This is a genomic window from Streptomyces sp. 135 (genome assembly GCF_020026305.1).
Lineage (GTDB): Bacteria > Actinomycetota > Actinomycetes > Streptomycetales > Streptomycetaceae > Streptomyces.
In genome coordinates this window covers 8289210-8312409 of the sequence record NZ_CP075691.1, presented here as the reverse complement: position 1 = coordinate 8312409, position 23200 = coordinate 8289210, and the positions used below count along the sequence as shown (strand labels likewise).

Genomic DNA, 23200 nt, shown 5'->3' with positions numbered 1-23200 from the left:
GGTCGTGGTGGTGGCCCTGATGGGCGCCTTGGGCGCCGGCGCCTTCGGGAAGCTGCTGGGCGGCGGCTTCGACGACCCGGCCTCGCAGTCCTCCAGGGCCAGGAACCTCGTCGACGAGAAGTTCGGCGGGGAGACGAATCTGGTGCTGCTGGTCCGCGCCGCCGATGGCCGCATCGACACCGCGGCCGCCGAGCGGCACGGCCGGGCCCTGGTGTCCGGCCTCAAGGAAGAGCCGGACCTCGAGAACGTCGTCTCGTACTGGGACGCGGACAGCCCCGGCCTGCGCTCCAAGGACGGCCGTGAGGCCCTGGTGCTCGTCCGTGTGAAGGGTGACGAGACGGAGCGGCAGGAGAACGCCAAGAGCGTCATCGACGACTACGCCGGAACGTACGAGGGCGCGCTCACGGTCAAGGCAGGCGGCAGCACCGGCGTGAGCCACGAGATGGGGCCGCAGACCGGGGAGGATCTCGTCCTGGCGGAGACCATCGCCGTGCCGCTGATCCTCCTGCTGCTCCTGGTCGTCTTCGGCACCGTGGTCTCCGCGCTGCTGCCGCTGGCCATCGCGCTGATCGCCATCGTGGGCGTGTTCGCGCAGCTCTTCCTCCTCGGCGGTGTCACCGACGTCTCCGTCTTCGCGGTCAACCTGACCACGGCCCTCGGTCTCGGACTCGGCGTCGACTACGGCCTGTTGATGATCAGCCGGTTCCGGGAGCAGCTCGCGTCGGGGGCGAGCGTGGAGGACGCCGTCCGCACGACGATGAGCACCGCGGGCCGTACGGTCGCGTTCTCCGCCGCCACCGTGGCGGCGGCCCTCGCGGCGCTCATGGTGTTCCCGCAGTACTTCCTCCGCTCGTTCGGCTACTCCGGGGTCGGCGTCGTCGTCATCGCGGCCCTCGCCGGCCTGTTCGTGATGCCGGCCCTGCTCACCGTCCTTGGGCACCGGGTCAACAGCGGGCGGATGCCGTGGGCGAGGCGGGAGCGCTCCGGTTCCGGGGCGTCCGGGTGGGGGCGGCTGGCCCGTACCGTCATGCGGCGGCCCGCGCTCACCGCGCTGCCGGTGCTCGCGGTGCTGCTGGCCGCGGCGAGCCCGCTCCTCGGCGTCACCTTCGGCACGGCCGACGAACGCGTACTGCCCGAGGGCTCCCAGAGCCGCCAGGTCTCGACGGCGCTGCGGGAGAACTTCGACGGCAACGACGCCGCGGCCCTCCATGTCGTCATCGACGAGCCCCTGGCCAAGGCGCCGCTGAAGGCGTACGCGGCCGAACTGTCCCGGCTCAAGGGCGTCGCCCGCGTCGAGACCAGCGCGGGGGTCTACTCCGGTGGGCGGACCGAAGCGGCCGGCCCCAGCAACGTGGCGCTCGGCCGCCCCACCGCGCAGCAGCTCAGCGTGGTGAGTTCCCGGACACCGAAGTCGGACGAGGCCAAGAAACTGGTGGCGGAGGTCAGAGCGGCCGCCCCGCCCTCCGGGACACATCCGTTGGTCGGCGGTGCCGACGCCGAGCTGGTCGACTCCAACGACTCCATCGGCGGCAGACTCCCGCTCGCCCTCGGCCTGATCGCCGTCACCACGTTCCTCCTCCTCTTCCTCTTCACGGGCAGCGTCGTGCAGCCGCTGCGCGCGCTGGCGCTCAACATGGTCAGCCTGGGCGCGACGCTCGGCGTCATGACCTGGATCTTCCAGGACGGTCATCTCTCCTCGTTGCTCGGCTTCACGCCGCAGCCGATGGAGACGTCGATGACCGTGCTGATGTTCCGCGTCGCCTTCGGCCTCTCGATGGCCTACGAGGTGTTCGTCACCAGCCGGATCAAGGAACTCCACGAGCTGGGCGCGGACGACGAGTCCGCCGTGGCCGACGGCCTCGGGCACACCGGACGCATCGTCAGCGCGGCGGCGTTCCTGCTCGCGGTGAGCTTCTTCGCCTTCGGCACGGCCGAGATCAGCTTCCTCCAGCTGTTCGGCCTGGGCAGCGGGCTCGCCATCCTCATCGACGCCCTCGCCGTACGCGGCATCCTCCTGCCGGCAGCGATGCGCCTGCTGGGCGGCTCGGCCTGGTACGCCCCCGGCTTCCTGCGGAGGTTCCACGCGCGGTTCGGCCTCAGCGAAGGAGGGCCTGGGCCCACGGCGGCCGCGCCTGCGTACGCGAAGAGCTCGACGGAGGTCTGACCTCCGGAAGCCGCCAGGAGCCCGCCATCCGCCAACCGGGCCGGGCTCCCGGACCACCCGGCCTGGCTGCGGGGCAGGCGGCGCCATGGGCCTGAATGCTGTTGACCGGACCAGGCAGGAAAGGTCGTGGACCAACCCCGACTGCCGACGCGTACGAACCGACTGCCGGTCAGCCCCGCGACCGGTCCGCTGCCGAGGGCCGCCCCGCGCACATGAGTGCGCGGGCGGTCGTCAGTCCTTGTCGACGTGTTCCCGGAGGATCTTGCGGTTGGTCGCGTCGATGTCGAACGTCGTCTTGTTCCAGTCGTCGGTCGTCACGACGTCGACGGACCACTTCGGCGCGCCTCCGTCGGAGTCCTCCAGTTCGATGGAGCTGACGGTCCCCTTGGTCTTGCCCGTGGCGGTCTCCGCGGCCTGCTGCGCGGTCACCGTGGCTTTGCGCAGGCGGTCCGCCAGTTCGCGCTTGTCGTCGGCGTCCTCGTCCTTCTTCGCCTGCGCCTTGTCGGCCTTGCCGGTGACCGCGTCGATGCGCACCGTATGGGCGGCGCCGTCGGTCGTCGCCACCTCGGTCTCCCACGTGGGCTTGTCGACAGGGCCCTTCAGTTCGATGGAGACCGGCTTCGACTTCGGCACCGCCGCCACCGCGGTGCGCAGCGCGTCCTCGTAGCCGACCTTGGCCTTCGGGATGAGGGCCTTCCGCTCGGACTGGTCCTCGGTGAGATCGCCCGTCGCGGTGGCGGCCGGCGCGGAGGGCACCGGGGCGGCCTCGGCCGAGCCCGTCTTCGCGGCGCCGTCATCGCCGTCGTCGCCACAGCCCGTGAGCAGGGCTGCCGCCGCAGCCGCGGCGCACAGCAGGCCGGTGCCTCGCGAGGCCGGCAGACGCCTCTGCCCGGAGGCAGAGCCATTCCTTTTTGTGATCATAAAGTTACTTTAAGGGATATGCCCGACTGTCGCCTGGAGCGATACGCCGCAGGAGGGGCAGAGCGACCACGAGCGTCACGACCGGTCTCCCTCGTGACCGCTGGCATCCACGATGTCGCGCTTGCCGGTGTTCTCCTTCTGGTCGAGCTGGACGACGTCCGGGTGGTGCAGGTCGAAGGCCGGGGATTCGGAGCGGATGCGGGGCAGCGTGACGAAGTTGTGCCGGGGCGGCGGACAGGACGTGGCCCACTCCAGGGAACGGCCGAACCCCCAGGGGTCATCGACCTGTACGCGCTCGCCGTACTTGGCCGTCTTCCACACGTTGTAGAGGAACGGCAGCGTGGAGAGGCCGAGCAGAAAGGCCCCGATGGAGGAGACGGTGTTGAGGGCGGTGAAGCCGTCGGCGTCCAGGTAGTCGGCGTAGCGGCGGGGCATGCCCTCGGCGCCGAGCCAGTGCTGGACGAGGAAGGTGGTGTGGAAGCCGATGAACAGCGTCCAGAAGTGGATCTTCTCGAGGCGCATGTCGAGCATGGTCCCCGTCATCTTCGGCCACCAGAAGCTGAAGCCGCCGAACATCGCGAACACGATCGTGCCGAAGAGTACGTAGTGGAAGTGGGCGACGACGAAGTACGTGTCCGTGACGTGCCAGTCCAGGGGCGGGGAGCCGAGGATGACGCCGGTCAGGCCGCCGAAGAGGAAGGTCACCAGGAAGCCGACCGCCCACAGCATCGGCGGCTCGAAGGACAGCGAGCCCTTCCACAGGGTGCCGATCCAGTTGAAGAACTTCACCCCGGTGGGGACCGCGATCAGATAGGTCAGGAAGGAGAAGAACGGCAGCAGTACCCCGCCGGTGGCGAACATGTGGTGTGCCCACACGGTGACCGACAGACCGGTGATCGCGATGGTGGCGCCGACCAGCCCGATGTATCCGAAGATCGGCTTGCGGGAGAAGACGGGGAGGATCTCGGTGATCACGCCGAAGAACGGCAGCGCCAGGATGTAGACCTCGGGGTGGCCGAAGAACCAGAACAGGTGCTGCCACAGGAGGGCCCCGCCGTTCTCGGGGTTGAAGACCTGGGCGCCGAAGCGCCGGTCGGCCTCCAGGACGAGCAGCGCCGCCGCGAGGACGGGGAAGGCGAACAGCACCAGGACCGAGGTGAGCAGCACGTTCCAGGTGAAGATCGGCATCCGGAACATGGTCATGCCCGGCGCGCGCATGCAGATGATGGTGGTGGTGAAGTTGACCGCGCCGAGGATGGTGCCGAAGCCGGAGAGCGCCAGGCCCATGATCCACAGATCGCCGCCGATGTACGGGGTGCGCTCGCCGCCGCTGAGCGGCGTGTACGCGGTCCAGCCGAAGTCGGCGGCGCCCTGGGGGGTGAGGAAGCTGCCGAGCACGATCAGCCCGCCGAAGAGGAACAGCCAGTAGGAGAGCATGTTCAGGCGGGGGAAGGCGACGTCCGGGGAGCCGATCTGCAGCGGCATGACCGCGTTGGCGAAGCCGGCGAACGTCGGGGTGGCGAAGAGCAGCAGCATGATCGTGCCGTGCATGGTGAACGACTGGTTGTACTGCTCGGCCGAGAGGAACTGCATCCCGGGGCGGGCCAGTTCCGCCCGGATGGCCATGGCCAGTGCCCCGGCGATCAGGAAGAACGCGAACGAGGTGACCAGGTACAGATGGCCGATCTTCTTGTGATCGGTCGTGGTCATCCAGGAGACGATCACACGACCCCTGCTGCGACGTCCTTCGGTCGGTACCAGCGTGACCGGATCCGCTTGAGCAGTCATCAGTTTCCTTACATCGAGAGCAAACGCCGCGATTCGGTACCAAACTCCCGTATGTGTGCGGCGTTGGCACGCTGACGCGCTGTGCAGCGCCGCGGCAGATCTCACGCACCCCGGCCGGACGGCTCTCCCACCCCCGCTTTCCGCACCCGCCTCGCGCACCGCGGCGCGCGAGGCGTCGCCGCGAGACGGGCGCTGACCAGGTCGGACAAGAGTGGGACAAGAGCCGGGTTGTCTGGGACAGCCGATTGCTGTTGCCCCGCCCGACCCACATCCGCAATCTGTGAGCACCCAACAGCTCAGCACCCCGAGGGGACCTTCATGCGACATGCCCTGACGTCCACAACTCGCGCCGCGGTGACCGCGCTTGGCATCCCGGCCTTCGACCGACAGGAGTGCGGCGCATGAGACTCCGCTCGTCCTTCGCGGCGCTCCTCCTGAGCGCCACACTCGCCCTCACCGCCACCACCACGGCCGGCGCGGCCACGGCGCCTCCGCGGGAGGACAGCACGCAGCGTCCCGTCTTCCTCGTCAAGGGGTACACGCCCGGCCACGCGTGCGGCAGCAAGTGGGACTCCGCCGGCAAACTGTTCGACAGGTCGAACTGGAAGGGGACGTTGCACCGCGTCGGCTTCTACGAAGAGGACGATGCCGGGTGCGACGTTCGTATCGACCGGGACGGAAAGGGCACCGTTGACACGTCCCTGAAGGATCTGGGCCGCGAGCTGGCGTGGAAGATCCACGACATGTACTCCTCCAAGGGTCAGACCGTCGACCTCGTCGGGCATTCCATGGGCGGGCTGATCATCCGTGCGGCGCTGGCCGGATACGCGAAGGGCGACCGGACCTGGCCGGACACGCTGTACGTGGAAGACGTCGTCACTCTGGGCGCTCCGCACAAGGCCGCCTGGCTGGGCGCCCTCTGCCTGTCCAACCTGCAATGCCGGGAGATGTACTACCCGAACGGAACCTTCCGGCGCTGGCTCGGGCCGAGGCTCCACCAGGCGGAAGGAGGAACGGACTGGACCCTCGTCAGCTCGAACGCCGACTTCTCCGTCAGCGCCGGGAACGGCGCCCCCACCGACATCGGGGCGCAGCACCTGGTGCGCTACTCGGCGCGGGCGGGCCTTGACCACACCCAGCTGCGCACCATCCGCAGGGTGGCCCCGTTCCCGCTCCGGTACACCAACAACGGTGGGGCCTGGGGAGGGCAGCGGGATGGGGCCGCACCCCTGCGCGTCACGATGAACGCCTTGTACTGGCACAGCCGGTGGTGAACCGGCCCAGTGGCCGCGGGAGCAGGAGAGTGTGATGGGGGCGCCGTCCCGGTAGTGACCGGGGCGGCGCCCTTTGCCCGGTCAGAGCAGCAGGACGAGCGCGTAGACGAGGAAGAACGCGGCGATCAGCACCGCGAGGCCGAGGATCAGGGCCAGTGGGCCCTTCGCCCACCCCTTCGGCGGGTCGTGGGCGGGTCCGGCCCCCGACATGCCGCCCTCCGCTGGTGGGGTCTCGCCCGGTGGCGAGCTCCCGTCGGACTCACGTCCTGGGGTGTCGCGCGGCTGCGGATCCGGATCCGGGTCCGGTTGTGGGGAAGAAGTCATGTGATCCACGTTCCCACGTGCTCCCCCTTGAGCTGGAGCAACGCCCGGACGGCGCACACGGAGCGGTTGGTTGCACCCCGGACGGGCCAGTCGGCCCGGTCTCCCGGACGCGCGACGGCAGCACCGGGGACGACATGCGAAGCCCGGCGCCGCGGCGCGGTCCGGGAGCCGCCCCGGGACGACCTAGCCCAACCAGGTCACATCTGCGCCCAACCCGCACCTGGCCGGTGCGTCCGCATGGCCGGTGCGGGCCGGGCGGACGATGTTGGTGCCTGTGTGCCGTGCGGTAGTCGCGTCGGCGCCGGACGGGTACGAGAGCGAGGGAGACCGCGATGCCGGAACTGTTCATCGACGGGGAGTGGACCGGTGCCACCGGGGGCGCGCGGCGGGACGTGGTCAACCCGTTCGACGCGTCCGTCATCCAGGACGTCGACGACGCGGACGAGACCGACGTCGACCTCGCCGTACGGGCCGCCCGGCGGGCCTTCGACCGCGGCGAGTGGTCGTCGTCGCCCACCCGGGAGCGGGCCGACGTACTGCTCAGGGTGTCGCGGTTCCTCCTGCGCGACCAGGAGGAGATCGCCCGCGTCGAGACCCTCGACACCGGCAAGACGCTCGCCGAGGCGCGGATCGACGTGGAGGACGTCTCGAACGCGTTCCGCTACTTCGCGGAGATCGCCGACAAGGACGGCGGCCGGGTCGTGGACGTCGGGCCCGATGTGCTCAGCCGCGTCACCTACCACCCCATCGGGGTGTGCGCCCTCATCGCGCCGTGGAACTACCCGCTGTTGCAGGCCTCGTGGAAGGTCGCCCCGGCGCTGGCCGCGGGCAACACCTTCGTGCTCAAACCCAGCGAGACGACGCCGCTCTCCACGATCCACATGCTCCGGCTGATCGCCGAGGCGGGAGCCCCGGCGGGCGTGGCGAACCTCGTGCTCGGCCCGGGCGCCACCGTCGGCGCGGCCATGTCGGCCCACCCCGACGTGGACCTGGTCTCCTTCACCGGCGGCCTGGCCACCGGTCGCCACATCATGGAGGCGTGCGCGCCGGGCGTGAAGAACCTCGCCCTTGAGCTGGGCGGCAAGAACCCCAACGTGGTCTTCGCCGACTGCGACTTCGAGGCCGCGGTCGACCACGCGTTGGAGGCGTCGTTCCTGCACTCGGGGCAGGTGTGCTCGGCCGGGTCCCGGCTCATCGTCGAGGACGGCCTGCACGACCGGTTCGTGGAGCGCCTTGCCGAGCGCGCGCGGGCCATCCGGCTCGGCAGCGGTCTCGACCCGGCGACCGAGAGCGGGCCGCTCAGCTCGGCACAGCACCGCGAGAAGGTCGAGGGCTACCTGGACATCGCCCGCTCCGAGGGCGCCCGGCTGGTCTGCGGCGGCCGCCGCCCGGACGACGCCGAGCTGTCCCGCGGGTTCTTCCTGCTGCCGACCATCTACGCGGACTGCGACCGTGCCATGCGGATCGTGCAGGAGGAGGTCTTCGGCCCGGTCGTCACCGTGGAGCGTTTCCGGACCGAGGAGGAGGCCGTGGAGCTGGCCAACGACACCCGTTACGGTCTCGCCGGCGGCGTCTGGACGAACGACGCGAGCCGCGCCCAGCGGGTGGCGGGGCTGCTGCGGCACGGCACGGTCTGGATCAACGACTTCCACCCCTACGTGCCCCAGGCCGAGTGGGGCGGCTTCGGCCGCTCCGGTTTCGGCAGGGAGCTCGGACCCACCGGTCTGCGCGAGTACCAGGAGGCCAAGCACATCTACCAGAACCTGCGGCCGGGCGTCTCCGGCTGGTTCAAGGGCTGAGCGGGCAGGGCGAGGGAAGGCGACGGCATGGACGACGAGACGACGACCTACGACTACCTCATCATCGGCGGCGGCACGGCGGGCTCCGTGCTGGCCGCCCGTCTCAGCGAGGACCCGGCCTGCCGTGTGTGCGTGGTGGAGGGCGGGCCGAGCGACGTCGGCGACGAGCGCATCCTGAAGCTGCGCAACTGGATCAATCTGCTCGGCTCCGAGTTCGACTACGGCTACACCACCGAGGAGCAGCCGCGCGGCAATTCGCACATCCTGCACTCCCGGGCCCGCGTCCTGGGCGGCTGCTCCTCGCACAACACGCTGATCAGCTTCCTGCCGTTCCCGCAGGACCTCGACGAGTGGGTGGAGCGCGGCTGCGAGGGCTGGGGGCCGGAGACGATCCTGCCGTACCGGTCGCGGTTGCAGAACACGATCGTGCCCGTCGGCGCCGCCGACCGCAACGCGATCGCCCAGGACTTCGTCGCGGCGGCGTCCACCCGCCTCGGCGTCCCGGTCATCGACGACTTCAACGCCCGGCCCTTCACCGACGGCACCGGCTTCTTCTCCCTCGCCTACGACCCGCGGACCAACACGCGTTCCTCCGCGTCGGTCGCGTACCTGCACCCCGTGATGGACCGCCCGAACCTGACGCTGCGTCTGGAGACGTGGGCGTACCGCCTGTTGCGCGACGGCGAAGGCCGTTTCACCCGCGTCCAGGTACGCAACCCCGACGGCTCCGTGTCGACGCTGGAGGCCGAGGCGGAGGTGCTGCTGTGTGCCGGGGCGATCGACACGCCGCGGCTGCTCATGCTCTCCGGCATCGGACCGGCCGACCAGCTGCGCGACCTGGGCATCGAGGTGGGCGCGGACCTGCCCGGCGTCGGCGAGAACCTCCTCGACCACCCCGAGTCGGTGATGGTGTGGGAGACCCGTGGTCCGCTGCCGCCCAACTCGGCCATGGACTCCGACGCCGGGCTCTTCCTGCGGCGCGACCCCGCGGGCGGCCCGCGCCCCGACCTGATGTTCCACTTCTACCAGGTGCCGTTCACGGTCAATACGGAACGGCTCGGCTACCCCGTTCCCGAGCACGGCGTCTGCATGACCCCGAACGTGCCGCGTGCCCATTCGGTCGGCCGCATGTGGCTGCGCAGTGCGGACCCGGCCGACAGACCGGCCCTGGACTTCCGCTACTTCACCGACCCGGACGGGCACGACGAACGGACGATCGTCGACGGCCTGCGGATCGCCCGCGAGGTCGCCGCCGCTGAGCCGCTCAGCGACTGGCTGCTGCGGGAGGTGGCGCCGGGCCCTGACGTGCAGTCGGACGCGGACCTGTCCGAGTACGGGCGCCGCGCCGCGCACACCGTCTACCACCCGGCGGGGACCTGCCGGATGGGCGCGGAGGACGACCCGATGGCGGTGGTCGATCCGCAGCTGCGGCTGCGCGGGCACGACGGGCTGCGCATCGTGGACGCGTCCATCTTCCCCACCATGCCGACCATCAACCCCATGGTCACCGTGCTGCTCGCCGCCGAGCGCGCGGCGGATCTCATCAGCGCCCGGCCGGCCCCGCAGCCGTTGAGTACGGAAGGGTACGGCCGATGACCGCTCCCGCAGCGCCGGGCGGTGCCGCGGACGGCGCCGCGGGCACCGGCCACGGGGAAGAGAAGTCGGAGTTCCGCAAGGACATGGGGCCGTGGGCGAACTTCGCCCTCGGATTCACCTACCTCTCCCCCGTGGTCAGCACGTACACGCTCTTCGGCACCGCGCTCGCCGACGGCGGCCCGCCGATGATCTGGGCCTTCGTCATGGCGGGCTGCGGGCAGTTCCTCGTCGCGCTGGTCTTCGGCGAGGTCGTCGCGCAGTACCCGGTCGCCGGCGGGGTCTACCCGTGGGCGCGGCGGCTGTGGGGCAAGCGCTGGGCCTGGATGACCGGGTGGGTCTACATGTGGGCGCTGCTCATCACGATCACCAGTGTCGCGTACGGCGCCGGGCCCTACATCGCCATCCTGCTCGGCTTCGACGCCACCGTGCACACCACCGTGCTGTGCACGATCGGGCTGATCCTCGTCGCCGTACTCATCAACTACGCCGGTACGAAGTCGCTTTCGTGGGCAGCGCTGATCGGCTTCGGCGCGGAGCTGATCGGCGCCATCGTCGTCGGCGTCATCCTCTTGGTCACGCACCGCTTCCACGGCCTCGGCGTGCTCTTCGACGACTACGGCGCCGGCGGTGACGGCTCCTACCTGCCGGTCTTCCTCGGCGCGGCGATCATCGGCTTCTACCAGTACTACGGTTTCGAGGCCTGCGGTGACGTCGCCGAGGAGGTGAAGAACCCCGGCAAGGTGATCCCCAAGGCGATGCGCCGCACGATCTACGTGGGCGGGGCGGCGGCGACGTTCACCTGCCTGACACTGCTCCTCGCCGTCGTCGACTACCAGGCGGTGATCTCGGGGAAGGACCCCGACCCGGCCGTCAGAATCCTCTTCGACGCCCTCGGCGAGGCCGGCGCACGGATCGTGATGGCCGTCGTACTCATCTCCTTCCTGTCCTGCACGATCAGCCTCCAGGCGGCGGCCGGGAGGCTGATCTACTCGTACGCACGCGACGAGATGATCATCGGCCACCGCTTCCTGCGGAAGTTCTCGCCGACCCGTGCGGTGCCGGAGTACGCGCTGCTGGTCGCCGCGGTGATCCCGGCGCTGATCGCCGTCGGCTCGCTGATCTCGACGGACGCCCTGACCAAGATCGTGTCCTTCGCGATCCTCGGCATCTACGCCGCCTTCCAGATGGTGGTCCTTGCCGCGTTGCGGGCCCGCGTCAAGGGCTGGAAGCCGAGCGGCGAGTACCGGCTCGGCCGGTGGGGTCTGATCGTCAACATCGGGGCGCTGGTCTACGGGATCTTCGCCATCGTCACCATCGCGTGGCCCCGCACCCCGCAGGCCCCCTGGTACGACAACTGGATCGTGCTGCTCGGCGGCGGTGTCGTGGTGGCCGTAGGGCTCCTGTACATGTTCACCACGCACCACTACGGACGCAGCGACGCCCCCTCGGCGAACGCGATCCCCGACTAGGCGTCCTCGCAGGTCAGACCGGCGAGCAGTCGGCCTTGTCGGTCCAGCCCGCTTCGCACCGGTAGAGGGGGAAGGGGGTGGTGTAGCCGTGGGCGGCGCCCAGCTTGTTGTACTCCTCCACGGAGACGCGCTGGGCCACGTAGTGGTCGGTCGCGGTGCCGATGACGGTCTCGGAATAGGGCGGGGGCGTGCTGGTGGGCGTCGGTGTCGGTGTAGGGGTGTTCGTGCCGGATGGGGCCGGGGTCGGCTGAGGTGAGGCGCTGTCGTCGATGCCCCAGAAGCGGACGAGGTGGTACGCGGAGCAGATGTTCACGTCCAGGATGTAGGCGGCCGCGGTACCGCACTGGGCGGGACCCGTGCCGGGGTCGACGGGCTGGCCGTGCCCCATGCCGGTGATCTGGTAGGTCTCCACGGTGCCGCCGTAGACGCGGTGGGGGTAGCCGCCGACCGTGTCCGTGGTGTCCGGTGTCTGATCGGTGCCGTTGGCGTCGGTGAACTGCTCCATGAGCTCGGTGGCGTTCATCGGTTTCACGGTCGAGTCCGTGGTGCCGTGCCAGATCGAGACCTTCGGGCGCGGCCCGGAGTACGCCGGAAAGGCCGCCCTGACCTTGGCCCCCCACTCCTTGGGGCTCTTGCCGACGCCGGGACTCATGCAGGTGAAGGCGGAGGACACCGAGTCGGCGCAGCCGTAGGGCAGCCCGGCGATCACACCCCCGCCCGAGAAGACGTCGGGGTAGGCCGCCAGCATGGCGGAGGTCATCCCGCCCCCGGCGGAGAGGCCGCTGACGTAGGCGCTCGTCGAGCCGTTGTCCCGTTTCGTGCGGTCGACCATCTGCTTGACCGACAGCGCTTCTCCGGACTCCCGCCGGGTGTCACCCGCTTCGAACCAGTTGAAGCACGCGTTCATGTTGTTCGCCGTCTGCTGCTGCGGGAAGACGACGGAGAACTCGTACGTGTCGGCCAGCCGCATCCAGCCGGTGCCCGCCGCGTAGCCCGCGGCGTTCTGGGTGCAGCCGTGCATGGCCACGACGACGGGGCGTCCGCCGGGCAGTCCCGGAGGCGTGTACCGGAACATGCGCAGGTTGCCCGGGTTGGAGCCGAATCCCGTCACCTCTTGAGGTGTCGCGGCCGCGCGCGCCGGGCGGGACATGGCGACGACGGACAGCGCGGCGAGCAGGAGAACGGCCATGCCCGCGGCGACTCCCGTGGTGAGTACGGCGGCCGGTCGGCGCCCGGCCTCGGACCGCGACGGGTCGGCGGCGCGGCGAGCGGCTCGGCGGGCGGGCCCGCTTCCGGGTTCTGCTGCGGGTCCGGTGGGACCGGTGAGATGTGACGGCATGGCGGCTCCTCGGGTGGCCTGCGGGGGGCCCGGGCCGCTTCCGGCGCGTGGGGGCCGGAAGCGGCCCGGTGTCCGGAACCGTAGGCGGCGGTCAGGTGCGCGCGACATGGCAGCGATCACCACAGTCGGGGCAACTCCCGGTGGATTCCCCAGGGGTTGTGTCACCGGCCCGGCAGGTGCTATCGGCTCAGCCGGACGGCCACGAAGTGAGGCGGTCGGGCACGGTCAGTGGGGCTCCCGTGGCCGCACGGACGTCCGGGACCGTCACGCCGGGCGCGAGCTCAGCGAGCCGGAATCCCGCGGGTGTGACGTCGAGGACGGCGAGGTCGGTGATGACGCGCTGGACCACCCCCCGTCCGGTGAGCGGCAGGGTGCACTCCGGCACCAGCTTGGGTCTGCCGTCCCTGGCCGTGTGCTCCATGAGGACGATGACCCGGCGGGCTCCGTGGACGAGGTCCATGGCGCCGCCCATGCCCTTGACCATCTTGCCCGGGATCATCCAGTTGGCGAGGTCGCCGGTGGCCGATACCTGCATGGCGCCGAGGACGGCGGTATCGATGTGGCCGCCGCGGATCATGCCGAAGGACAGCGCCGAGTCGAAGAACGAGGCACCCGGCAGCACGGTGACGGTTTCCTTGCCCGCGTTGATCAGGTCGGCGTCGATCTCGTCCTCATCCGGGTAGGGCCCCACGCCGAGGATGCCGTTCTCCGACTGGAGCACCACCTCGACGCCGGGTGGCAGGTGGTTGGGGATCAGGGTGGGCAGGCCGATGCCGAGATTGACGTACGTACCGTCGACCAGTTCCCTGGCCGCCCGGGCGGCCATCCGCTCGCGGGTGAGGGCCATGTCAGACACCGCCTTCCCGCGCGGTCCGGACCGTGCGGCGTTCGATGCGCCGCTCGGCCGCGGGGTCACCGGGGCGGACACGGACCACGCGCTGGACGAACACGCCGGGCAGGTGGACCTCGTCGGGGTCGAGTTCTCCGGGTTCGGCCAGGTGCTCGACCTCCGCGATGGTGATCCGGCCGGCCATCGCCGCCAACGGATTGAAGTTGCGGGCCGAGGAACGGAAGACCAGGTTGCCGTGCCGGTCACCGATGGTGGCGCGCACCAGCGCGAAGTCGGTGGTGATGCCGTGCTCCAGCAGGTACTCGCGCCCGCCGAAGACGCGGGCCTCCTTGGGCGGTGAGGCGAGCACGACGCTCCCGTCCGCCCCGTACCGCCAGGGCAGGCCGCCCTCACCGACCTGGGTGCCGGCCCCCGCCGGGGTGTAGAAGGCGGGGATTCCGGCCCCTCCCGCGCGCAGCCGCTCGGCGAGAGTGCCCTGCGGCACCAGCTCCACCTCCAGCTCGCCGCTGAGGTACTGCCGGGCGAACTCCTTGTTCTCTCCCACGTACGAGCTGGTCATCCTGGCGATCCGGCCCGCGCGCAGCAGCAGTCCCAGCCCCCAGTCGTCCACACCGCAGTTGTTGGAGACGACCGCGAGCCGTGAGGTCGTCCGGTGCAGCAGGGCCTCGACCAGCGCGCTCGGTATGCCGCACAGTCCGAAGCCGCCGACGGCGAGTGACGCCCCGTCGGGGATGTCCGCCACCGCCTCGGCCGCGTCCGCGACCGTCTTGTCCAGACCCATTCGGTCCCTCTCCATCGGGGACACCGGCCGTCTTCCTCGCCGACGGCTCGGCTCGACCGCCTTGGACCGCCGCCGCGGCCGGTGTCCGCTCGGCCAACTGGCGTCGACCCTAGGAAGGCGCCCAGACCTTGACCATGGACGTGACCCACACAACGAGGGGCACCTAGGTGGGCGTTGTCGCCGCTCCGCCTCGGAGGGCCCGGGGAGGCGGCGGGCCGTTCGGCGCCGGTCCGGCTGTCCTCAGGCCATATGGCGGGGCGCTCGAAGTGCGTCGATACAGGGCCTGTCCGGGCCGGCAGGTCAGCGTTCATCCCGCCGCTCCGCATGGGGACGGAACCCGTCCCGACCGCCGCGAGCGTGGTGGACGCAACCATGTCGGAAGCCTCGCGCGGCCGCCTACTCTCCGCCCGTCACTGCCTTCGGAACCAGAGGTCCTGCATGCTCTCGCACCTCGTCGCCATGTCACGTCCCTGTCGGCGGGCCGCTTCGGCCGCGCTGCTGTCCCTGGCCGTTCTGTGCCTCGCCGTGCCGCCGTCGGCGGCCACGACCACCACCGCGTGCCCCGGGCGGCAGCGCATCATCGTCCCCGGAGCCGCACACCAGCGGGCCGACTGCCTGGCAGAACTCACCACGGCGGGGACGGTGGAGTCCGGCCACACCGACCCCGCCGACTGGGCGGGACTGACCCCGAAGTCCCTCGCCACCCCCGTCGGCGCGCCCGGTGTCCAGATCGACGGCTACTTCCCCGACACCTCCGCCACCAACACCAACCACGGCTGGAACCACGACTCCCAGTTCGTCATCCGCCTGCCCGACCGCTGGAACGGCGGCCTGGTCGTGGCGGGCACCCCCGGCAACCGTGAGCAGTACGCCAACGACCGGGCCATCTCCGACTGGGTCCTCTCCCGTGGCTACGCCTACGCCGCCACCGACAAGGGAAACACCGGGCCCGCCTTCCACCGCGACGGGGAGCGGCCGGGTGACGCCATCGCCGAGTGGAACTCACGCCTCACCCAACTCACCCGCGCCGCCCGCGCCGTGGTCGCCCAGCGCTACCACCGCCCGCCCGAGCGGACCCTGGCGACCGGCATGTCCAACGGCGGCTACCTGGTGCGCTGGCAGCTGGAGAACCATCCCGAGCTGTACGACGGCGGCGTCGACTGGGAAGGCACCTTGTGGCGCGCCGACGGGCCGAACCTGTTCACGTTCCTGCCCCCGGCGCTGCGCCACTACCCGGTGTACGCGGCCGGCGGACCCGGCGCCGAGCGGGCGGGCCGGGCGATGCGCGCCGCCGGTTACCCGGCCGGGTCGGAGTTCCTGTGGCCCTACCACCACAAGGCTTACTGGGATCTCACGCAGCGCGTCTACCGCGAGGAGCTGGATCCCGGCTTCGACGGCCCGACGGAGGCGGGCACCCCGTACTGCACCCCCGGCAGCCCGGCCTGCGACGCGGACTACGACTACGCCTCACGGCCCGCGGAAGTCCGCCGTGCCGTCGGGCGGATCGCCTTGACCGGCCGCATCGGCAAGCCCCTGATCACCCTTCACGGCACCCTGGACGTACTGCTCCCCATCGGCCGGGGCTCCGACGTGTACGCCAAGATGGTGCGCCGGGCGGGCCGTGGCGCGCTGCACCGCTACTACCGCGTCGAGGACGGCACCCACACCGACTCCCTGGTGGACGCCTTCCCCGACCGGCTGAGGCCGCTCGTCCCCTGCCACCGCTCGGCCTTCACCGCCCTGGAGGGATGGCTGGCCCGCTCCCACGTGCCGCCGGCCGGCCGCACCGTGCCGCGTCCGCCCGCGGCCGACGCGGCCACGCTCCTGACCACCTGTCCGCTCGGCCGCTGACGCGCCAAGGGCCGCCGCGTATAGGAGGGTCCGCCACCTTCGGGCAGCTCATTGTGGTGGTCGCCCCCATAGGCCAGCCGACGCGGTGTCCCTACTGTTTCCGGCCATGACCAGCGAATTCACCTCCCCGCACCCGCTGAGGCCGACCGCCTCACCCCACTCGGCCGCGCACGGCGTGGACCTGTCGGGCCGCGCCGCACTGGTGACCGGCGGCGGCAGCGGCATCGGGCTGGCGTGCGCCACCGCCCTCGCGGCGGCCGGCGCCGAGGTCCATGTGGTCGACGTGGACGCCGAGAAGGCCACTGCGGTCGCCGACACCATCGGAGGAAAGGCGCACATCGCCGACCTGGCCGACCCCGCCGTGATCGACACGCTGCCCGAGGGCATCGACCTCCTCGTCAACAACGCCGGACTCCAGCACGTCGCTCCGCTCCCCGAATTCCCGCCGGAGCGCTTCGCCCTCATGCAGCAGGTGATGGTCACCGCCCCCTTCCTGCTGATCCGCCGCGTGCTGCCGCACATGTACGCCGGCGGATGGGGCCGGGTCATCAACATCTCCAGCGTCCACGGACTGCGCGCCAGCGCCTACAAATCCGCCTACGTCACGGCCAAGCACGCCCTGGAGGGTCTGAGCAAGGTCACCGCCATCGAGGGGGCTCCGCACGGTGTGACCAGCAACTGCGTGAACCCCGGCTACGTCCGCACCCCTCTGGTGGAGAGCCAGATCCATGATCAGGCCGCGGCCCACGGCATCAGCGCCGGCGACGTCCTCTCCGACGTCCTGCTCTCACGCGCCCCGGTCAAGCGGCTCCTGGAGGCCGAAGAGGTCGCCGCCGCCGCGCTGTGGCTGTGCGGACCGCACACCGGCTACATCACCGGCGCCTCCCTGCCCCTGGACGGCGGCTGGGGAGCGAACTGAGCCCCCGGGCCCTCCTCTTCCCTCGCCCCGCACACGAAACTCCCGTCCCCGCACACGAAACTGGTGACACATGTCCGACACACCGGCCACCGCTCCAGCCGCTTCCGGCCGCTCCACCGGGATCGCCCGCATCGTCAGCGCGAGCCTCATCGGCACCACCATCGAGTGGTACGACTTCTTCCTCTACGGGTCCGCCGCCGCACTGGTGTTCAACACCCTCTTCTTCCCGACCGCCGACCCGCTCGTGGGCACCCTGATCGCCTTCATCACGTACGCGATCGGCTTCGCCGCCAGGCCGCTGGGCGGTGTGGTCTTCGGGCACTTCGGCGACAAGGTCGGCCGCAAGAAGCTGCTCGTCATCAGCCTGCTCATGATGGGCGGCGCCACCTTCGCCATGGGTCTGCTGCCCACGTACGAAACGCTCGGCGTGGGCGCGCCGATCCTGCTCACCGTGCTGCGTCTCGTCCAGGGCTTCGCGCTGGGCGGCGAATGGGGCGGCGCGGTGCTCATCGTCTCCGAGCACGGCGGCGACAAGCAGCGTGGCTTCTGGGCGTCGTGGCCGCAGGCCGGAGCCCCGGGCGGCAACCTCCTGGCCACCGGAGTCCTCGCCCTGCTCGCCGCCGTGCAGTCGGAGGAGGCGTTCATGTCATGGGGCTGGCGCGTGCCGTTCCTGCTCTCCGGCGTCCTGGTGCTGCTCGGCCTGTGGATCCGCGTCTCCGTCTCCGAGTCCCCCGTCTTCCTCGCCGCCCAGGCCAAGGCCAAAGCCGACGCCGCCCGCGGCGTCAAGGAGGAGGCGCCGGTGATCGAGGTGTTCCGCCGCAGCTGGCGGGAGGTCCTCACCGCCATCGGCACCCGGTTCGGCGAGAACATCTCCTACTACGTCCTCACCGCCTTCCTCCTCGTCTACGTCACCAACCACCTCGAACTGCCCAAAAGCACCGCGCTGAACGCCGTACTGATCGCCTCTGCGGTCCACTTCGTCACCATCCCCCTGTGGGGCGCGCTCTCCGATCGCGTCGGCCGCAGGCCGGTCACCCTGATCGGCTCGGTCGGCATGGCGCTGTGGGCCTTCGCCTTCTTCGCCCTGCTCGACTCCAAGTCGTTCGCCGTGATCACCCTCGCGGTGACGGTCGGCCTGCTGCTGCACGGCGCCATGTACGGCCCGCAGGCCGCCTTCATCTCGGAGATGTTCGACACCAGGGTCCGGTACTCCGGCGCGTCGATGGGCTCCCAGCTCGCCTCGATCATCGCCGGCGCGCTGGCCCCGATCATCGCCGTCGAACTCCTCAAGGAGTACGACTCCGCCACCCCCGTCGCCCTGTACTTGTGCCTTGCCGCGCTCGTCACCACCGTGACGGTCGCCCTCGCCAGGGAGACCCGCGGCCGGGACCTCACCGCCACCCTGGCGGCCGACTCCTCCGACCAGGCGCGCAGGCCCGAGCCGACGGCCGTCGGCAGGGACACCGTGTGAGCCGACACGCCGCCGTGAACGACCCGACGCACCGCGCAGCGGCACACGGCACGATCGCGGCCCTCGGGCGGCTGCTGACCATGCTGGCCTCCGGAGCACCCGCCGAGCAGTTCACCCGCCCGTCGGCCGACGCGTCCACCGAGTACCTCTCGCCCGCGGAGCGGTCCCTCCTGGAGGAAGCCACCCGGGCCGCGCTGGAGATCCGGCGGACCCTCGACCAGCACCGCAGACGGGAGGCCGAGCTGGCCGCGCTCTTCGACACCGCGAGCGACCTCGCCGCACTGCGTGATCTGGACGCGGTCCTGCGCGCCATCGTCCACCGGGCCAGGACACTGCTCGGCACCGACATCGCCTATCTGTCCCTCAACGACCCCGTCGCCAAGGACACCTTCATGCGGGTCACCGACGGCTCCGTCTCCGCCCGCTTCCAGCAACTGCGGCTCGGCATGGGCGAGGGCCTCGGCGGCCTTGTCGCCCAGACCGCCCGCCCGTACGCCAGCGCCGACTACCGCACGGACTCCCGCTTCACCCACACGCGCCCCATCGACGAAGCGGTCTGGGAGGAGGGACTGCGCGGCATCCTCGGGGTCCCTCTCCGTGTCGGGAAACGCGTCATCGGCGTGCTCTTCGCCGCGGACCGCACCACGCGGGACTTCCCCCCGGACGCCATCGCGCTGCTCACCTCGCTCGCCGACCACGCGGCGGTCGCCATCGACAGCGCCCGTCTGCTGGAGGAGACCCGTTCCGCCCTCGTGGAGCTCAACACGGCCAACGAGACCGCCCGTGCCCACAGCACGGCCCTCCGGCGTGCCGCCGACGCCCACGACCGGCTCACCGACCTGGTGCTGCGCGGCGGGAGCGTCGACGACCTGGTGCGCGAGATCGCCGCCCTGCTCGGCGGCGGCCTCGCCCTCCACGACTCGGACGGCACCGAAATGGCCCGGGCAGGCACCGGACCCCTCGCCCCGTCCTCCCAGGGTGTCGCCGCCTCCCGCGCCGGTGGCCACGCCGTCCCGGTGGACGGCACCTGGGTGTGCGCCGTACTGGCCGGCTCCGAACTCCTCGGCAGCCTCGTCCTGACCGGACGCGCGGACCTGGCCGACGCCGACCGGCGCCTGTTCGAACGCGCCGCCCTGGTCGCCGCTCTGCTGTTGCTGCTGCGCCGTACCGTCGCCGAGGCGGAGGACCGCGTCCGCGGGGAGCTCCTCGACGATCTGCTCACCTTCGACCGGCACGACGGCCGCCACGACACCGGGAGCCTCACCATCCGCGCCCGCAAGCTCGGCCTCAATCTCTCCCGGCCCTACGCCGTGCTCGCCCTGGACGCCGACACCGAGCCGCGTGCCCAGCTGTTCGCGGAAGCCGTACGCCGGGCCCGCTCGCTGGGCGGGCTCGCGGGAGTCCGTGACGGTCACGTCGTCCTCCTCGTACCGTCGTCGGAGCCCGGCGCGCTCGCCGCGGAGCTGGCCAGGGACCTCGGGCAGGCGGCCGGGGCACCGGTCACCGTGGGATCCGCCGGGCCGTCCACCGGGCCGGGGCAGCTCCCGGGCACGTACGCCGAAGCCCGACGCTGTCTCGACGCCCTGCACGCCCTCGGCCGCACCGGGGACGGCGCCGACATCGCCGGACTGGGCTTCCTCGGCGTCCTGCTCGGCGACCGGTCGGACCTCAACGGCTTCGTGGAGCGTTTCCTCGGCCCCGTGCTCGCCTACGACCGGCAGCGTGGCACCGAGCTGGCCCATACCCTCGACGCCTACTACACCTACGGCGCGAGCCTGTCCAAGGCCAAGGACGCCCTCCACGTGCACGTCAACACCGTGGTGCAGCGGCTGGACCGGGTGGCACAGCTTCTGGGCCCCGACTGGAACAGCCCCACCAGGGCCCTCGAACTGCAACTCGCCCTGCGGCTGCACCGCCTGTGCAGCCGCAGCCACTGACGGTGCCCGGCGGTCTCAGCGCCGCTCGAAGACGGCGACCGTACGCGGGGGGACGCTGAAGGTGCCGGACTTCCGCTCGTACGAAGCCTGCCTGACGGTGGTGTCCGCGCCCTTGGCCTGTACGGGATGCAGCCGGTACGCGGTGTCCGCGAGGGCCGACACCCGCTGGGTCCGGGTGTCCGGGGTCGCGTTGAAGACGACCACGAGGTCGCCGAGGCGCATCGTGACGACGCCGGGTGTCTCCGCCGCGGTGCCCGAGAGCGGGAAGGAGAGCCGGGACTGGACCTCGGCGGCCGTCTTGAGGGAGAAGGCGGGCTCGGTCGCGCGCAGCCGGACCAGGTCTCGGTACGCGGCGGACGCTCCGTCGATCTCCCGGCAGCCGGGGGTCAGGGCGGAGGAGGCCAGCAGGGGCTTGGCGAAGGTCCACTTGTCCTTGTTGTCGGCGGCCGGCGGCAGCCCGCGGCCGAAGCCGTTGCCGTCCCGGCAGCTCCAGTGGATGGCGTTGAACCAGTCACCGCTGTCGTAGGAGTTCCGGTCCAGGGACTTCGAGCGCAGCAGGTCGCTGCCGGTTTGGGAGAGCGACGGGCCCTGGGCCAGGGTCGCGGTCGCCATCGCGAGCACCTGCATGCGAGCCCGGTCGGCCGGTTTCGTGTCCGCGGGGAGCTTGAAGGCGAGGGCGTCGTACAGCGATTCGTTGTCGTGGGCGTCGGCGTAGGAGAGGGCGTCGCCGGGCGCCGCAGCGTATCCGGCGGGGGCGCCGTTGTAGTCGACCTGCGAGCCCTTGACCCGGCGGCCGGCGGAGTCGGTGAAGGTGTACGAGGCGAGGTTGCCGGTCAGGCCCACCTTCAGCAGGTCCTGGTAGTGCAGGAGCCGGGCCTTCTGCTCGGCGGAGGTGCCGTTGGCCTTGGAGGAGTTGGGGTCGGTGTAGAGGCCGCTGGCGAAGCCCTGGACGCCGGGGTCGCCGTCGAAGGGGCCGCCGCCGCGGACCGCGTCGCGGGCCCGGTCGGAGAAGGTGGCGACGCCGGTGCCGGCCATGTTCTTCTGGGTGGCCTGGACGAAGCGGGCGTCGTCGGCGACCTCGCCGAAGTTCCAGCCCTCTCCGTAGAGGATGATCTTCTTTCCGTCGACGCCGTCCTTGCCGGGCGTCAGCGCGTCGAGGGCCTTCCTGACGGCGAGGATGTTGGCCTTGGGGTGGTGGCCCATCAGGTCGAAGCGGAAGCCGTCGATCTTGTACTCCTTGGCCCAGGTGACCAGGGAGTCGACCACGAGCTTGCCCATCATGGCGTTCTCGGGCGCGGTGTTGGCGCAGCACGTCGAGGTGGCGACCGTGCCGTCGGCGAGCAGCCGCTGGTAGTAGCCGGGCACGATCTTGTCGAGGACGGACTTGTCGGCCTGTCCGCTCGCGACGGTGTGGTTGTAGACGACGTCCATCACGGTGCGCAGGCCCGCTCCGTTCAGGCCCTGGACCATCTGCCGGAACTCGACCGTGCGCCGGGTCCCGTCCGGGTCGCTCGCGTAGCTGCCCTCCGGCACGGTGTAGTGCACCGGGTCGTAGCCCCAGTTGTAACCGTCCTTGGCGGCGGTCTCGGCGACGCACGCCTGCTGCTCGTCGGAGTCCGGGGCGAACGCCTTCAGGTCGCAGTCGGGCCTGCTCCGGGCTTCGGCGCGCTCGGGGACGGTGCCGAAGTCGAAGGCGGGCAGCAGGTGTACGTACGACGTACCGGCCCTGGCGAGCTTCCGCAGGTGCTTCATGCCGTCGGACGCGGTGTCCGTGAACGCGCGGTACTCGCCGGGGTGGCGGGAGGTGCGGTCCGCCACGGAGAAGTCGCGGATGTGCAGCTCCTGGATCTGCGCGTCCCGCAGCGGCGTCGCCTTCGGCTTCCTCAGCCGCTCCCAGCCCGTAGGGGCGAGCTTCGGGTCGCCGAGGTCGACGGCGAGGCTGCGGGCGGAGTCGGCGGTGAGGGCGGTGGAGTAGGGGTCGGTCACCTTGTTGGTGACGACTTTCTGGACGCTGGGCGCCCATACCTTCACCGCGTACCGGTACGACGTGCCCGCCCAGGCCTTGGGGCCGCTGACGGACCACACGCCGCTGGCGTCGTCGCGCCGCATGGGCACGGTTTCGCCGCCCAGTTCGAGTGTGACGGACTGGGCGGTGGGCGCCCAGACGGCCAGCGAGGTGCGGCCGTGGTGGAACCGCGGGCCGAGGTCGGCCTTGGTCGCGGCCGCGCTGTAGAGGTCGTCGAGGACACCCTGCGTCTGGACGCCGGTGGCGGTGAGCGGCTTGCCGTCGGCGTCCTTGCGGACCGCGATGACCTGGCCGGTGAGGGCGCGGCGTACCTGATCGCGGTCGCGCGGGTCGACGGTGAAGGCCGCGTACTCCTTCAAGTGCGGGTACTTCTCGCGTTGGGCGTCGGTGAGGCCGCCCTCGGCCCGGCTCAGGCGTATGTGGCGTCCCTCGCCGGAGAGCTTCCCGTCCCGCGCGGTGAGCCGTCCGTCGGGCGCGTACACCACTTCGTGGGTCGTGGCGGCGGCGTCCGGGAGGTCCCAGGCGACGGTGTCCCGGTCGATCCACTGGGCTCTGGCCTTGGTCAGGTCGAGCTCGTCGGCCGCTTCAGCGGCGGCCGGCGTACTGGGCGCGGCGGCGGAGGAGGTCAGTGGCGCGACGGCGGCGAGCAGGGCGAGGGCGGTGGTGACCAGGGTGCGGCGGCGGGAGCCGG

The 23200-nt window shown here is 71.1% G+C and carries 15 protein-coding genes and 1 pseudogene; 9 read left to right on the top strand and 7 right to left on the bottom strand.

Annotated elements, in window-relative coordinates; all coding sequences use genetic code 11:
• Nucleotides 1–19: 19 nt before the first annotated feature.
• A complete protein-coding gene (locus KKZ08_RS36430; protein ID WP_223779336.1) occupies nt 20–2164 on the top strand; it encodes an MMPL family transporter in 2145 nt (714 codons plus the stop codon).
• Between the two features lie 231 nt (nt 2165–2395).
• On the opposite strand, the gene KKZ08_RS36425 is transcribed toward KKZ08_RS36430, so the two are convergent.
• Both KKZ08_RS36425 and ctaD read right to left on the bottom strand, forming a co-directional pair.
• Nucleotides 2396–3085: a PepSY domain-containing protein gene (locus KKZ08_RS36425; protein ID WP_223778501.1), complete on the bottom strand. Its 690-nt coding sequence runs from the start codon at nt 3083–3085 to the stop codon at nt 2396–2398.
• A gap of 75 nt (nt 3086–3160) precedes the next feature.
• The gene (gene ctaD, locus KKZ08_RS36420) at nt 3161–4873 is read right to left on the bottom strand and encodes a cytochrome c oxidase subunit I (RefSeq protein WP_223778500.1); all 1713 of its coding nucleotides are present in this window, start codon (nt 4871–4873) and stop codon (nt 3161–3163) included.
• Nucleotides 4874–5274: 401 nt separating this feature from the next.
• On the opposite strand from ctaD, the gene KKZ08_RS36415 reads away from it, so the two are divergent.
• Entirely contained in the window at nt 5275–6147 is an 873-nt protein-coding gene (locus KKZ08_RS36415) for a GPI inositol-deacylase (RefSeq protein ID WP_223778499.1), read from the top strand.
• A gap of 81 nt (nt 6148–6228) precedes the next feature.
• On the opposite strand, the gene KKZ08_RS36410 is transcribed toward KKZ08_RS36415, so the two are convergent.
• A complete protein-coding gene (locus KKZ08_RS36410; RefSeq protein WP_223778498.1) occupies nt 6229–6471 on the bottom strand; it encodes a DUF6480 family protein in 243 nt (80 codons plus the stop codon).
• A gap of 332 nt (nt 6472–6803) precedes the next feature.
• On the opposite strand from KKZ08_RS36410, the gene KKZ08_RS36405 reads away from it, so the two are divergent.
• Genes KKZ08_RS36405 through KKZ08_RS36395 form a run of 3 tightly spaced genes read left to right on the top strand, consistent with a single transcriptional unit; the run spans nt 6804 to nt 11335 of the window.
• Entirely contained in the window at nt 6804–8270 is a 1467-nt protein-coding gene (locus KKZ08_RS36405; protein WP_223778497.1) for an aldehyde dehydrogenase family protein, read from the top strand.
• A gap of 27 nt (nt 8271–8297) precedes the next feature.
• Nucleotides 8298–9866 carry a GMC oxidoreductase gene (locus KKZ08_RS36400; RefSeq protein WP_223778496.1) on the top strand — a complete coding sequence of 523 codons (1569 nt, stop codon included), beginning with the start codon at nt 8298–8300 and terminating at the stop codon, nt 9864–9866.
• Nucleotides 9863–11335 (top strand): APC family permease, encoded by a 1473-nt coding sequence (locus tag KKZ08_RS36395; RefSeq protein ID WP_223778495.1) that lies wholly within the window; start codon nt 9863–9865, stop codon nt 11333–11335. Before KKZ08_RS36400 ends, KKZ08_RS36395 begins: the two co-directional genes overlap by 4 nt.
• 13 nt (nt 11336–11348) lie before the next feature.
• Here the strand turns inward: KKZ08_RS36395 and KKZ08_RS36390 are convergent, their stop codons facing one another.
• From KKZ08_RS36390 to KKZ08_RS36380, 3 genes are all read right to left on the bottom strand, one after another.
• Nucleotides 11349–12674 carry a PHB depolymerase family esterase gene (locus KKZ08_RS36390; RefSeq protein ID WP_223778494.1) on the bottom strand — a complete coding sequence of 442 codons (1326 nt, stop codon included), beginning with the start codon at nt 12672–12674 and terminating at the stop codon, nt 11349–11351.
• A 187-nt stretch (nt 12675–12861) separates the two neighbouring features.
• The gene (locus KKZ08_RS36385; protein WP_223778493.1) at nt 12862–13521 is read right to left on the bottom strand and encodes a 3-oxoacid CoA-transferase subunit B; all 660 of its coding nucleotides are present in this window, start codon (nt 13519–13521) and stop codon (nt 12862–12864) included.
• Nucleotide 13522: 1 nt separating this feature from the next.
• The gene (locus KKZ08_RS36380) at nt 13523–14305 is read right to left on the bottom strand and encodes a CoA transferase subunit A (protein ID WP_223778492.1); all 783 of its coding nucleotides are present in this window, start codon (nt 14303–14305) and stop codon (nt 13523–13525) included.
• Nucleotides 14306–14764: 459 nt separating this feature from the next.
• Here KKZ08_RS36380 and KKZ08_RS36375 point away from each other — a divergent pair, with 459 nt between their 5' ends.
• The 4 genes from KKZ08_RS36375 (at nt 14765) to KKZ08_RS36360 (ending at nt 20483) form a co-directional block, all read left to right on the top strand.
• Nucleotides 14765–16156: a tannase/feruloyl esterase family alpha/beta hydrolase gene (locus KKZ08_RS36375; protein ID WP_223778491.1), complete on the top strand. Its 1392-nt coding sequence runs from the start codon at nt 14765–14767 to the stop codon at nt 16154–16156.
• 106 nt (nt 16157–16262) lie between these two features.
• Nucleotides 16263–17075 (top strand): 3-hydroxybutyrate dehydrogenase, encoded by an 813-nt coding sequence (locus tag KKZ08_RS36370; protein WP_223778490.1) that lies wholly within the window; start codon nt 16263–16265, stop codon nt 17073–17075.
• A 70-nt stretch (nt 17076–17145) separates the two neighbouring features.
• A complete protein-coding gene (locus KKZ08_RS36365; RefSeq protein WP_223778489.1) occupies nt 17146–18546 on the top strand; it encodes an MFS transporter in 1401 nt (466 codons plus the stop codon).
• Between the two features lie 80 nt (nt 18547–18626).
• Nucleotides 18627–20483 carry a GAF domain-containing protein gene (locus KKZ08_RS36360; protein WP_223779335.1) on the top strand — a complete coding sequence of 619 codons (1857 nt, stop codon included), beginning with the start codon at nt 18627–18629 and terminating at the stop codon, nt 20481–20483.
• Nucleotides 20484–20498: 15 nt separating this feature from the next.
• On the opposite strand, the pseudogene pulA reads toward KKZ08_RS36360, so the two are convergent.
• Nucleotides 20499–23078: pseudogene (pulA, locus tag KKZ08_RS36355) on the bottom strand (pullulanase-type alpha-1,6-glucosidase); the annotation flags it as partial.
• Nucleotides 23079–23200 lie beyond the last annotated feature (122 nt).